Origin of the sequence: Kocuria sp. UBA5001 (genome assembly GCF_002398425.1) — a bacterium.
GTDB classification, from domain to species: Bacteria; Actinomycetota; Actinomycetes; order Actinomycetales; family Micrococcaceae; genus Kocuria; species Kocuria salsicia.
The window spans coordinates 61,866-74,808 of record NZ_DGYR01000001.1 but is presented as its reverse complement, the minus strand read 5'-3'; the positions used below and the strand labels follow the sequence as shown (position 1 = coordinate 74,808).

Below are 12,943 nucleotides of genomic sequence, written 5' to 3'. Positions count from 1 at the left end.
CGGGTCCTCTTCGGAGGGCCCGGCCCGCGGCATCTCCGGAGTCCGGCGGGATGAGGTGCGGAGCGCGGTGGCAGCGGTGCCCCTACGATGAGTCCGTGGACCAGCAGAAGACGGGACGATGAGCCAGTGGATCGCGGTGGCGCTGGCGATCGCCTCCGCCGTGTGCCTCGCGGTGGGCACTCAGACGCAGTCGGCGGCCGTCAGGGGCGAGACCTCCGGGGCCCTGAGACCCCGCAATCTGGGGGCCCTGCTGCGCAACGGCCGCTGGCTGCTCGGCACGGGCCTGCTGGGGCTGGGGATGGCGCTGAACGTCTCCGCGCTGACGCTGGCCACCGTGACCGTGGTGCAGCCCATCGGTGTGGTCGCGCTGGCGATCACGACACTGCTGCACGCGCGCCACCAGCACCTCACGATCAACCGCCGAACCTGGCTCGCCGTGGTGCTGTGCACGGTCGGCGGCGCCGGATTCGTCGCGTGCGCCGTCTCGGCCACGGACCCGTCACGCAGGCCGGGCGCGGCCGCGGAGAACACCGTGGTGCTCATGCTGCTCGGTCTCGTGGTGCTGCTCGGCATCGCGGAGGTGGTGTTTCGCCGTCGCCGGATCAGCATGTTCTACGTGCTCGGCGCCGGGGTGCTCTACGGGTTCGTGGCGGTGCTCGTGCGCCTGAGCATGACCGCTCTCACAGCGGGCGGGCTCGGGGCGTCCAACTGGCTGGCCGTGCTGATGCTGCTGGTCACGGCCGTTCTGGGCGGCTGGATGGTGCAGTGCGCCTACTCGAGCGGGCCTCCGGACCTCGTGATCGCCGGGCTCACCGTGGTGGACCCCATGGTGGGGGTGGCCCTGGGGCTGCTCGTCCTCGATGAGGCCGGAGAGGTGCTCACCGGGTGGCTCGCCGCGGGCATGGGGCTTGCAGGTGTCGTTGCTATAGTCGGCGTGGTCCTGCTCTCCCGGTTCCACCCAGAGGTCATCCAGCGCCGAGCGGCCGCACGCGCCCGCTCGAGGACGCAGGATGGCGGCACCGGCCAGCAGGCGGCGTCGTCCCGGAAGGTCGCGCGCCCCGACCGATGACTCACGTACGGAACACAAGGCATTGAAGATTCTGATCACCGCAGAGACCTATCCGCCCGACGTCAACGGTTCCGCCCAGTTCGCCCGCCGTCTGGCGCACGGCATGCTTGATCGCGGTCACGAGGTCCACGTGATGGCACCCATGCCCACCAGCGGGGCGTCCCGGACCATGGACGACAGCGGCGTGACGGAGCACCGCATCCGCTCCCACCACGCGTTCACCCACCCGTACTTCCGGCTGTGCTTCCCCTGGGAGGTGGCCCGCGAGATCACCCGCCTGTTCGACGAGCTGCAGCCGGACGTGGTCCACATCCAGTGCCACTACATCCTGGGGCGGCTGGTCGCCAGGGAGGCGTCCCGCCGCGGGATCCGGCTGATCGGCACCAACCACTTCATCCCCGAGAACATCGAACCGTTCCTGCCGTTCCCCGAGTGGTTCATCAAGGGGTACCGCAAGGTCTCCTGGTGGGACCTCGCGAAGATCTACGACCGGTGCGACGTCATCACCGCGCCCACTCCGCTCGCCGTGCGGACCATGGTGGACAACGGCGTGGCGGACCGTGCGGTGGCTGTCTCCAACGGGATCGAGGCAGGGCACTACGAGGCCCGTGAGGGGGAGGACGTCGGACACCAGGACCATCCCGTGGTGCTGTTCTGCGGGCGGCTCGCGGTGGAGAAGAACGTCAACGAGCTGATCGAGGCCATCGCCCTGATCCCGCGGGAGAAGAACGTGCACGCGGAGATCGTGGGGGAGGGGGAGCAGCGGGACGGGCTCATTGCCCTCGCGCACGAGAAGGGGATTGCGGATCGAGTGCACTTCCTGGGGTTCCTCACGGACGAGGAGCTGCGCCGTGCGTATCTGCGTGCGGACGTCTTCTGCCAGCCGGGCACCGCGGAGCTGCAGTCCCTCGTGACGCTCGAGGCCATGAGCGCCTCGAAGCCCGTGGTGCTCGCCAACGCCCGTGCGCTGCCGCACCTGGCTGACGAGGGCCGCAACGGCTACCTGTTCTCGCCGGGCGACTCCGGAGACCTGGCGCGCAAGCTGCAGCTGGTGCTCGACGCCACGCAGGAGCAGCGGCGGGCCATGGGGGAGCACAGCCACCACATGGTGTCCCAGCACTCCTTCACCCGCACGCTGGACCGATTCGAGTCCCTCTACAGCGGTGCCTCCCGCTGAGCAGCCACGGTCCGTTGCACCGGGGACGACGACGCCGCACGGGCACCGCACCCGAGCCCGGCCCCGTGGCGCACCACCGGAGGTCACGGTGGGGTACCGTGGTGCGGCGGCCTTCGGGTCGTCACGAGGGGCGGTAGCTCAGCTGGTCAGAGCAGAGGACTCATAATCCTTGGGTCGTGGGTTCAAGCCCCACCCGCCCTACGCGCACCGCCCTCCCGCCAGGTATCTCGCCCGGCGGGAGGGCGATTTCTTTGACCCCGTCCGAGCGGCGTCTCCGCCCGGTTGGCGAAGATGCCAGCCGCTTCCCGCAGGATCCATTTCCCGCAGGACCCGTCCCCACCCCTCCGGCTCGAACTGGCCGGACCTATTCCTCCCGCTCACTGCCGCTGCGGCACGGGCAGCAGGACCGAGGGTCGCAGATCGACGACGAACTGCAACGGATTGACGTACTCCCGGTCCTCTCGCACGCCCCAGTGGACGGCCGTACCTCCGGGACCGTGACCGGGCTCCGCCACCTTCCCGATCACCTGACCCCTGGTCACCCGGTCGCCACCGCCCACCGTGGCCAGGACGGGCTCGAATGAGGACTTGTGGCCGTCCCCGTGGTCGATCGTGAGCACCTCCCGGTCCACCACCACACCCGTGAAGCTCACCGTCCCCGCCTGCGGGGCGTGCACCTCCGTGCCCGGTGGAGCGTGCAGATCCACACCGCGGTGGCCCGGCAACCACTTCTTCGCCGGGGCTTCGAAGTGCCGTTCCACGGCGGGACGCGGGGACACGGGCCACGCCCAGCCCGCAGGTGCCGCCGCGGCGGGGGAGAGCGCCCCGGGGTGCACGAGAACCAGGAGCAGCAGCAGCGCCAGCGCCGTGGCACCCGGCAGCCCCGGTGCGCGAGGCTGCGGCACGGGCGCTCCGGAGGAAGGGACAGGAGGATCTGAGGGAGTCATGCCGCCAGGCTGGCGCCGCGGCGTCGTCGTGCGGCGACGTACCGCGGGATGTGGAGCGGGCACACCGCGCGATGCGCTAGACTGGACGGTGCAGTTGCCCTGCCATCGGTTCCTCATGCCCGCTCGCGGGTGGGAACAACGGCGGGCAGCTGACTTCGCGCGCGAGGGAACCCACCACGAACACGCTTCGTGCGGGTGCGTGCCCCTCGGTCCGAGACCCCCCGTTCCACGGGAACTCGGTACGGGGCACGTGCGAGCACCTTCTGAGAAGGAGTGGCCCGCCGCATCGCGCCAGGGACCGGCACCGCCGGTCGAGAACCGTCAACCCATGACGGCCCCCGGGCCGTCAGATACTCACAGGAGACGACATGCCCGTCGTAACCATGCGCCAGATGCTCGACAACGGCGTCCACTTCGGCCACCAGACCCGTCGCTGGAACCCGAAGATGAAGCGCTTCATCTTCACCGAGCGCAACGGCATCTACATCATCGACCTGCAGCAGTCGCTGGGCTTCATCGACAAGGCCTACGAGGCCGTCAAGTCGACCGTCGCCCACGGCGGCACCATCCTCTTCGTCGGCACCAAGAAGCAGGCGCAGGAAGCGATCGCCGAGCAGGCGACCCGCGTGGGCATGCCCTACGTGAACCACCGCTGGCTCGGTGGCATGCTCACCAACTTCCAGACGGTCTCCAAGCGGATCGACCGCATGAAGGAACTGGAAGAGGTCGACTTCGACGACGTCGCCGGCTCGCAGTACACCAAGAAGGAACTGCTGCTGCTGCGCCGCGAGAAGGAGAAGCTGGAGCGCACGCTCGGCGGCATCCGCAACCTCACCAAGACCCCGTCCCTGATCTGGATCGTGGACACCAAGAAGGAGCACCTCGCGGTCGACGAGGCCCAGAAGCTCGGTGTGCCGATCGTCGCGATCCTCGACACCAACTGTGATCCGGACGAGGTCGCGTTCCCCATCCCGGGCAACGACGACTCCATCCGCTCCGTCTCCCTGCTGACCCGCGTGGTCGCGGACGCCGTGGCCGAGGGCCTCATGGAGCGCCACAACGGCAAGTCCAACGCCGCCGAGGAGCCCATGGCCGAGTGGGAGCGCGAGCTGCTCGAGCAGCACGAGGAGCAGAAGTCCGAGCAGGCCGCCCCGGCCGAGGAGTCCGCTCCCGCCGCCGAGCAGCCGGCCGAGACCGCTGAGACCGCTGAGCAGAAGGACGCCCCCGCCGCCGAGTGAGGCCGCGGGAGGTGTTCACCTCCCATTCTTCCCGGTGACCCACAGTGGTGACCGGAACCGCACCGGGCGTCCGAGGACGCCCGGTGCGGACACAACCGACAACAGAGGAGTTCACATGGCGAACTACACCGCTGCTGACATCAAGGCCCTGCGCGAGCGCACCGGCGCCGGCATGCTGGACGTCAAGAAGGCCCTGGACGAGGCCGACGGCGACACCCAGAAGGCCCTGGAGATCATCCGCGTGAAGGGCCTCAAGGGCGTCACCAAGCGCGAGGGCCGTTCCACCGCCGAGGGCATCATCGTCGCCCGCGCGGAGAACAACGTGGGCTACATGGTCGAGGTCAACTCCGAGACCGACTTCGTGGCCAAGTCCGCGCCGTTCGTGGAGTTCGGCAACAAGGTGCTCGACGCCGCCGTGGCCGCTGACGCCGCGGACCTCGAGTCCCTGCTGGCCACCGAGGTGGACGGCAAGACCGTCTCCGAGCTCGTCACCGAGACCGGTGCGCTGCTGGGCGAGAAGGTCGTCGTGCGTCGTGTGGCCCGCGTGGCCGGCGACCACGTGGCCGTGTACCTGCACAAGACCTCCAAGGACCTCCCCGCCCAGGTGGGTGTCCTGCTGGCCGTGTCCGGTGCCGACGCCGAGGCCGCCGCGCACGACGTCGCCGTGCACATCGCCGCGATGTCCCCGACCTTCCTCTCGGAGGAGGACGTTCCCGCCGAGACGGTCGAGAACGAGAAGCGCGTGGCCGAGGAGACCGCCCGCAACGAGGGCAAGCCGGACAAGATCATCCCGAACATCGTCCAGGGTCGCCTGAAGGGCTACTACAAGGACGTCGTGCTCGTGGACCAGGACTTCGCGAAGGACTCCAAGAAGTCCGTGGGCCAGGTGCTCTCCGAGGCCGGCGCCACCGCCACCGCGTTCGCGCGGTTCCGCGTGGGAGCCTGATCTCACCACCGCGTCCGCCGCGTGCACCACCGAGGTGACGTGCGCGGCGGACGTAGCGGCGTCGTGAACGGGAGACCGTCCGCGCACCGCACCCCGCGACGGCGGGGCCCTGCCGGGAGACCGGTGGGGCCCCGCCGTTTCTGTATGCTGGTGGGCGGTCTGCCACGCGCCGGCCGCTCTCACGGGCACCCCGTCACGACACACGGGGGTGGTGCCCGGGGAAGCACCCTGACGACACACCGGCCCCGGGAGGTTCCATGCCCACCACCAACGAATCCGAGCCCCAGGACGAGGCCATCCGCATGAGCCGGGAGGTGCGTCCGGGAGCGCCGGCACGTCGTCGCGTGCTGCTGAAGCTCTCGGGTGAGGTCTTCGGCGGCGGCAGCGTGGGTGTGGACACCACCGTGGTGCGCCAGATCGCGGAGCAGATCGCCGCGACGGTGGGCCGCGTGGAGACCTCGATCGTGGTGGGCGGCGGCAACTTCTTCCGCGGCGCCGAGCTCTCGCAGGCCGGGATGGACCGTTCCCGCGCGGACTACATGGGCATGCTCGGCACCGTGATGAACTGCCTCGCCCTGCAGGACTTCCTGGAGCAGTGCGGCGTGGACACCCGTGTGCAGTCCGCGATCAAGATGGAGCAGGTTGCCGAGACCTACATCCCGCGCCGCGCCATCCGGCACATGGAGAAGGACCGCGTGGTCATCTTCGGTGCCGGCGCCGGGCTGCCCTACTTCTCCACGGACACCGTGGCCGCACAGCGCGCACTGGAGGTGCACGCCACGGAGGTCCTGATGGCCAAGAACGGTGTGGACGGCGTGTACACCGCCGATCCTCGCAAGGACCCCGCCGCCGAGCGCCTGGCGAGCCTGACCTACAACGAAGCCCTTGCCCGAGACATCCGCGTGATGGACCAGACCGCGTTCGCGCTGTGCCGTGACAACAACGTCACCATGCGGGTCTTCGGCATGGAGGGGGCGGGGAACGTGACCCGCGCGGTGCTGGGCGAGGAGATCGGCACGCTGGTCACCCCGTGACCCGCTGACGCCGCGACATTGTGCGGTGACGTCGCTGGCCGCCGTGCCGTCGACGTCGCCGCCAACGGTGGTTCCCCGGACGGTGCCGCGAGCGGCGCGGGGGTCCAGCCCGTTAGAGTGGAGACAACGAACCGACGCCACCGGTCGCGCTCCCGCGGGCCGGCCATGCCAAAGGAGAACCAGCCGTGATTTCAGACGTCCTCTCGGATGCCACCACCAAGATGGACAAGGCGGTGGACGCCGCCAAGACCGACTTCTCCAGCGTGCGCACCGGCCGCGCCAACCCGGCGCTGTTCTCCGGCCTGCTCGTGTCCTACTACGGCACGCCCACCCCGCTGCAGCAGCTCGCCTCCTTCCAGACCCCCGAGGCGCGCACCCTGCTCATCACCCCGTACGACCGCTCGGCGCTCAACGACATCGAGAAGGCCCTGCGGGACTCGGACATCGGCGCGAACCCCGCCAATGACGGCAACGTGATCCGCGTGGTCATGCCCGAGCTCACCGAGGAGCGCCGCAAGGAGTACGTGAAGATCGTCTCCACCAAGGCGGAGGAGGGCCGCGTGTCCGTGCGCAACATCCGCCGTCACGCCAAGGAGGCCATCGAGAAGCTCGTCAAGGACGGCGAGGTCGGCGAGGACGACGGCAAGCGGGGGGAGAAGGACCTCGACGCCGTCACCAAGAAGCACATCGACCAGATCGACGAGCTGCTCAAGAACAAGGAAGCCGAACTCCTCGGCGCCTGATGCCCTCAGCCGACTCTCCGCTCTCCCCGCCACCCCCTGACCAGGGTGACGCCGCGAACCGTGCCGCGTCCCCGTCCGGCGGGGGCTCGGACGCCCACTCCTCCCAGCGCGAGCCGCTCGTGTCCACGGGGCTGCTGCGACAGGTTCTCACGCGCCCGTTCCAGCGCAGCACCGAGCACAGGGCGCCCTCCCGTGCCGGGCGCAACCTCCCGGCCGCCATCGCGGTGGCGGTGGTGCTCATCGGGGCGCTCGTCACGGGGCTGTTCTTCGTGCCCCTCGTGCTCGCGCTGCTCGCTGGCGCCGCCGCCGGCATCGGTGTGTGGGAGATCGCACGGTCGCTGACCTACAAGGGGGTGCAGATCCCCAAGGTCCCGGCCGTGCTGGCCGCCGTGGCCATGCCGCTCGCCGCGTTCTTCGGGGGCGCCCAGTGGCTGTCCATGGCCCTCGTGCTCTCCGTGACCCTGGTGGTGGTGTGGCGCGCCTTCGGCTCCCGCGACGGCATGATGCTGTCCATGATGGGCTCCATCTTCGCCCTCGTGTGGGCGTCCTTCCTGCTCAGCACCGCGGTGCTGCTGTACCACTCGCCGGACGGGCCCCAGAAGGTGCTCACGGTGATCCTGCTGGCCGTCAGCTCCGACACCTTCGGCTACGCCGTGGGCGTGGTGTGGGGCAAGCACCCCATGGCCCCCAAGATCTCCCCCAAGAAGTCCTGGGAGGGCTTCGCGGGATCGCTCGGCGGTGCCGTGGTGGTGGGCGTGCTGTGCGCGGTGCTACTGCTCGGAATTCCCTGGTGGCAGGGCGCCGTGCTGGCCGTGGCGGTCGTGGCCGTGGCCACCGTGGGGGACTTCTCCGAGTCCATGGTCAAGCGCGAGATCGGCATCAAGGACATGGGAACGCTGCTGCCCGGGCACGGCGGCGTGATGGACCGGATCGACTCCATCCTCTTCGCCGTGATCACCGGCTACGTCATCTTCGAACTGTTCAGCGTCCTGGGATGAGCCGTGGGCGGACGGCGGCGACGGCCGCCACCCGCCCGCGCACGGACGGAAAGGGCCCCACATGACCACGCAGCAGCCCCGCTTCGAGCGGGTGGCGGACCACGCCTGGGGGTACGACCCCGCGCAGGTGGACGACTTCCTGGCCCGTGTGCGCGCCCTGCGGGCCGCAGAGGACGGGTCCCGGGAGTACCGGGAGACCGCCGGGGACGGGGTGCCCGACGCCGACGGCGTGCGGCACGTGGGCAGCCGACAGATCCGGGAGCGCGTCTTCGACAGGGTCCGCGGCGGCTACGATCCCGCCGTGGTGGATCCCCACCTGGACGAGCTCGAGGACGCGATCTTCGCCGAGGAGCAGCGCGCCTTCGTGGCGGAGCACGGGGTGGCCCGCTGGGACGAGCACGTGGAGCTGCTGGGGGAGCTGCTGCTCGGCCGGCTGAACCGGCCCCGGACGCAGCGCTTCCGGCGCCCCGCCACGCACCGCACGCCCGGCTACGCCGTGGCGGACGTGGACGTGCTGTGCGACCGGCTCGTGGAGCAGCTGCGCAGCGCGCCGGAGGTGGACCCCCGGATGCTGCGGGAGGCGGTCTTCCGCTCCGCGCAGGGGCAGCGCTGCTACGAGGAGCAGCAGGTGGACGCGTTCCTGGACCGCGCGGTGGAGTTCGTGCTGGCCCTGCGCACCCGCGCGTGACCGGACGCCCCCGGCATCTGTGTATACACAGATGTTGGTGATTTAGTGAGGTCCCCTAACTAATCCGCGTCATATCGCGGATTTTTTGCATCATTGACCGGCGCCACTGTGTCTTTGGATACACAGACCGTACTGTGTTCCTCATCACACAAGGAGGCACACAATGGCGTCCACGCCCCCTGTCGATCCGAACGGCTCCGTCGCCACGACCGGCATCGACTTCCCCGCAGCGCAGCGCTCGACAGAGTTCCAGCGGCTGCGCTCCACCCACCGTTCGTTCGTCTTCCCCCTCGCGGTGGCGTTCCTGGTCTGGTACCTGCTCTACGTGGTGCTGGCCATCTACGCCCCGGGCTTCATGTCCACGCGAGTGGCCGGGAACATCAACCTCGGACTCGTCCTGGGCCTGCTGCAGTTCGTCACCACGTTCGGCATCACCGCCGCCTACGTGCGCTTCGCGAACCGCACGCTCGACCCGCAGGCCACCGCCCTGCGCGAGCACCTCGAATCCCAGCAGTCCCACCGGGCTGAGACCACCCAGGAGGCCCGGCCATGATCGCCGTCCCCGCAGTTTCCCTGCCGATCGTCCAGCTCGCGGACACACCCACCTCCACCGTGGGCAACCCGGCGATCAACATCTCCATCTTCGTCTCGTTCGTGGTCGTGACGCTCGTGGTGGTGATCCGGGCCTCGAAGTCCACCGCCACGGCGGCTGACTACTACGCCGGGGGCCGCTCGTTCTCGGGAACGCAGAACGGGCTGGCCATCGCGGGCGACTACCTCTCCGCCGCCTCGTTCCTGGGCATCGTGGGAGCGATCGCCCTGCAGGGCTACGACGGCTTCCTCTACTCGATCGGCTTCTTCGTCGCGTGGCTCGTGGCGCTGCTGCTGATCGCCGAGCCCCTGCGCAACACCGGCAAGTTCACCATGGCGGACGTGCTCTCGTTCCGGCTGCGCCAGCGCCCGGTGCGCGTGGCGGCCTCCATCTCCACGCTGGCCGTGACGTTCTTCTACCTGCTGGCCCAGATGGCTGGAGCGGGCGCGCTCGTCTCCCTGCTGCTGGGCATCGGCTCCAAGGCCGGGCAGTCGCTCGTGATCGTGATCGTGGGCGTCATCATGATCGTCTACGTGCTCGTGGGCGGCATGAAGGGCACCACGTGGGTGCAGATCATCAAGGCGTGCCTGCTCGTGACCGGCGTGGCCGTGATGACCGTGTGGATCCTGGCCATGTTCGGCTTCAACTTTTCCTCGATCCTCGGGGCGGCGGTGGAGACCAACAACAACCCGGCGATGCTCGAGCCCGGGCTGAAGTACGGCGTGAGCGAGATCTCCAAGCTCGACTTCATCTCCCTGGGCCTCGCCCTGGTGCTCGGAGCCGCGGGTCTGCCGCACGTGCTGATGCGCTTCTACACGGTGCCCACCGCCAAGGAAGCCCGCAAGTCCGTGGTCTGGGCGATCTCGCTGATCGGCCTGTTCTACCTCTTCACCCTGGTGCTCGGCTTCGGTGCGGCTGCGCTGATCGGTTCGGACCGGATCAAGTCGGCACCGGGTGGTGTGAACTCGGCAGCCCCGCTGCTCGCCTACGAACTGGGCGGTTCCGTGCTCATGGGTCTCATCGCGGCGGTGGCGTTCGCCACCATCCTGGCCGTGGTCGCGGGCCTGGCCATCACGGCGTCGGCGTCGTTCGCGCACGACATCTACACCTCCGTGATCAAGAAGGGGAACTCGGACCCCCGGCAGGAGCTGCGCGTGGCCAAGACCACCGTGGTGATCATCGGCGTGATATCGATCCTCGGCGGCATCGGCGCCCAGGGGCAGAACGTGGCGTTCCTCGTGGCCCTCGCCTTCGCCGTTGCGGCCTCCGCGAACCTGCCGACGATCCTCTACTCCCTGTACTGGAAGCGCTTCACCACCCGCGGGGCGGTGCTGTCCATGTACGGAGGTCTGATCCTCTCCGTGGTGCTGATCGTCTTCTCGCCGGTGATGTCCGGCTCGGAGACCTCGATGCTCCCGGACGCTGATTTCGCCATCTACCCGCTGTCCAACCCGGGCATCATCTCCATCCCGGCGTCCTTCCTGCTCGGGTTCATCGGCTCGATCACGGAGCGCCGCAGGGAGGATCCGGTGAAGCAGGCGGAGATGGAGGTTCGCTCCCTCACCGGCGTGGGCGCGGAGAAGGCCGTCAACCACTGACCGGGGGCGCTGCCTCCAGGTTCCGCGGCTGTCGTCCGCAGGGCGGGAGCGTGTGCTACACCACCCTGTGACCTGTGTCCTTACGCCGGAAACAAGTAGTAGAATGATGGTGGTTCCCTGAACACGATCACAGCGGACACCCGCCTGTGTGACAAACGTAACTAGAGGTGGAGACATGGGCATTTTCAGCTGGATCATCCTCGGTCTGATCGCGGGCGCTCTCGCCAAGCTGATCCTTCCGGGCAAGCAGGGTGGCGGGATCATCGTCACCATCATCCTCGGCATCGTGGGCGCGTTCCTCGGTGGCTGGATCGGGTCCATCATTCCCGGTCTGCACGCCGGTATCGACGAAATCAGCTTCGGCACCATCATCACGTCCGTGATCGGCGCGATCATCGTGCTGCTGATCTACGGCTTCGTGGCCGGCCGTCGCCGCTGAGTCCACAGCGGTCGCACTGACCCAGCGAACAAGGGCGTCACCTCCGGGTGGCGCCCTTGTTCCGTACCCGGGTCCGTATCCGTGCCCCAGGCCGTGTCCGCACCCGGGCGGGTCCGCGTGCGTGCCAGGGGCCGAGCACGCGGGATACTGGGGGCATGACTGAGACCCGCGCCATGACCCCCGACCTCGACGCCGCCACCAGGGATGCCCCCCGCCGCCTGGTGATCCTGGGGTCCACGGGCTCCATCGGCACGCAGGCCCTGGACGTCGTCGCGGAGGCCGCCGGGCTGCGCAGGCCGGGGGAGGGTGTAGGTCACTCGCCGTTCGAAGTCGTCGCCCTCGCTGCAGGCAGGTCCAACCTGGATCTGCTGGCCCGCCAGGCCGTCGCCTTCCGGGTGCGGGCCGTGGGTACGAGCGGTTCCGCGGACGACGCCGCCCGCCTGCGCGAGGCGCTCACGGCCGCCGCCCGCGCGTCGTCGTCGCCCGTGCCCGAGATCCTGCACGGCTCGGACGCCGCGGAGCGGATCGCGGCGTGGGAGGGCGCGGACCTCGTGCTCAACGGGATCACCGGCAGCATCGGACTCGCTCCCACGCTCGCCGCCCTCGGGGCGGGTCGGCGGGTGGCGCTGGCCAACAAGGAGTCGCTGATCGCCGGCGGCCCGCTCGTGAAACGCGCAGCCGCGGCCACAGGACTCGAGGACGCCCTGATCCCGGTGGACTCGGAACACTCCGCGATCGCCCAGGCGCTGCGCTCCGGCACGGCCGCGGAGGTGGACCGCCTGGTGCTGACGGCCTCCGGCGGTCCGTTCCGCGGGATGACGCGCGCGCAGCTGGCGGAGGTGACCCCCGAGCAGGCGCTGCGCCACCCCACGTGGGACATGGGCGTGATGGTGACCACCAACTCCGCGACCATGGTGAACAAGGCCCTGGAGGTGCTGGAGGCGAGCCTGCTCTTTGACGTGCCGCTGGAGCGGATCGACGTCACCGTCCACCCGCAGTCCGTGGTGCACTCCATGGTCCAGTTCGTGGACGGCTCCACCCTCGCGCAGGTCTCGCCGCCGGACATGCGCCTTCCCATCGCGCTCGGCCTCGGCTGGCCCCACCGTGTGCCGGGCGCGGCCGCCGCGTGCGACTGGACGCGGGCGGCCGAGTGGACCTTCGAGCCGCTGGACCCGGTGGCGTTCCCCGCCGTGGAGCTCATGAAGAGCGCGGGAACCACCGGCGGCACGGCACCGGCGGTGTTCAACGCGGCCAACGAGCAGGCCGTCCACGCCTTCCACCGCTCGCAGCTGGGTTTCACGGAGATCGTGGACGTGGTCGAGTGGGTGCTGGGGGAGCACGACGTCGTCGCGCAGCCGGGTCTCGAGGACGTCCTGGCCGCCGAGCAGTGGGCCCGCCGTGTCGCGGACGAGCGCATTGCGGGGCGCCGTTGAGGTCCCGGGGCGTCACGGTTCGTCACACGTCGCGTGCTACG

Annotated in this window: 13 protein-coding genes and 1 tRNA gene; 13 read left to right on the top strand and 1 reads right to left on the bottom strand. The window is 69.5% G+C overall.

Annotated features, from left to right (window positions below):
- The first annotated feature begins 118 nt into the window (after positions 1-118).
- The 3 genes from B3G12_RS00370 to B3G12_RS00360 all read left to right on the top strand — a co-directional run bounded on the left by B3G12_RS00370 (position 119) and on the right by B3G12_RS00360 (position 2,447).
- Positions 119-1,069, top strand: a complete 951-nt coding sequence (locus tag B3G12_RS00370; RefSeq protein WP_290498543.1) for a DMT family transporter — start codon at positions 119-121, stop codon at positions 1,067-1,069.
- A 22-nt stretch (positions 1,070-1,091) separates the two neighbouring features.
- Positions 1,092-2,246, top strand: coding sequence for a glycosyltransferase (locus B3G12_RS00365; RefSeq protein WP_055083991.1), 1,155 nt, complete (start codon positions 1,092-1,094; stop codon positions 2,244-2,246).
- 127 nt (positions 2,247-2,373) lie between these two features.
- Positions 2,374-2,447: transfer RNA gene (locus tag B3G12_RS00360), tRNA-Ile, on the top strand.
- A gap of 176 nt (positions 2,448-2,623) precedes the next feature.
- Here B3G12_RS00360 and B3G12_RS00355 read toward each other — a convergent pair.
- Entirely contained in the window at positions 2,624-3,151 is a 528-nt protein-coding gene (locus B3G12_RS00355) for a murein hydrolase activator EnvC family protein (protein WP_238694052.1), read from the bottom strand.
- A 410-nt stretch (positions 3,152-3,561) separates the two neighbouring features.
- Between B3G12_RS00355 and rpsB the strand changes: the two genes are divergently transcribed.
- The 10 genes from rpsB to dxr all read left to right on the top strand — a co-directional run bounded on the left by rpsB (position 3,562) and on the right by dxr (position 12,902).
- Positions 3,562-4,431 carry a 30S ribosomal protein S2 gene (rpsB, locus tag B3G12_RS00350; protein ID WP_094393638.1) on the top strand — a complete coding sequence of 290 codons (870 nt, stop codon included), beginning with the start codon at positions 3,562-3,564 and terminating at the stop codon, positions 4,429-4,431.
- 115 nt (positions 4,432-4,546) lie between these two features.
- Positions 4,547-5,377 (top strand): translation elongation factor Ts, encoded by an 831-nt coding sequence (gene tsf / locus B3G12_RS00345; protein ID WP_055083987.1) that lies wholly within the window; start codon positions 4,547-4,549, stop codon positions 5,375-5,377.
- A 302-nt stretch (positions 5,378-5,679) separates the two neighbouring features.
- Positions 5,680-6,411, top strand: coding sequence for a UMP kinase (gene pyrH / locus B3G12_RS00340; RefSeq protein WP_144942448.1), 732 nt, complete (start codon positions 5,680-5,682; stop codon positions 6,409-6,411).
- A 185-nt stretch (positions 6,412-6,596) separates the two neighbouring features.
- Positions 6,597-7,154 (top strand): ribosome recycling factor, encoded by a 558-nt coding sequence (gene frr / locus B3G12_RS00335; RefSeq protein WP_144942281.1) that lies wholly within the window; start codon positions 6,597-6,599, stop codon positions 7,152-7,154.
- Positions 7,154-8,152 carry a phosphatidate cytidylyltransferase gene (locus B3G12_RS00330; protein ID WP_290498538.1) on the top strand — a complete coding sequence of 333 codons (999 nt, stop codon included), beginning with the start codon at positions 7,154-7,156 and terminating at the stop codon, positions 8,150-8,152. The genes frr and B3G12_RS00330 overlap by 1 nt, the downstream gene beginning before the upstream one ends.
- A gap of 61 nt (positions 8,153-8,213) precedes the next feature.
- Entirely contained in the window at positions 8,214-8,840 is a 627-nt protein-coding gene (locus B3G12_RS00325) for a hypothetical protein (protein WP_145010450.1), read from the top strand.
- Between the two features lie 163 nt (positions 8,841-9,003).
- Positions 9,004-9,393, top strand: coding sequence for a DUF485 domain-containing protein (locus B3G12_RS00320; protein ID WP_145010447.1), 390 nt, complete (start codon positions 9,004-9,006; stop codon positions 9,391-9,393).
- On the top strand, positions 9,390-11,030 hold the full coding sequence (locus B3G12_RS00315; protein ID WP_145010444.1) for a solute symporter family protein: 1,641 nt from the start codon (positions 9,390-9,392) through the stop codon (positions 11,028-11,030). Before B3G12_RS00320 ends, B3G12_RS00315 begins: the two co-directional genes overlap by 4 nt.
- Before the next feature lie 175 nt (positions 11,031-11,205).
- On the top strand, positions 11,206-11,469 hold the full coding sequence (locus B3G12_RS00310) for a GlsB/YeaQ/YmgE family stress response membrane protein (RefSeq protein ID WP_055083977.1): 264 nt from the start codon (positions 11,206-11,208) through the stop codon (positions 11,467-11,469).
- Positions 11,470-11,642: 173 nt separating this feature from the next.
- Positions 11,643-12,902, top strand: a complete 1,260-nt coding sequence (gene dxr, locus B3G12_RS00305) for a 1-deoxy-D-xylulose-5-phosphate reductoisomerase (protein ID WP_414672719.1) — start codon at positions 11,643-11,645, stop codon at positions 12,900-12,902.
- Positions 12,903-12,943 lie beyond the last annotated feature (41 nt).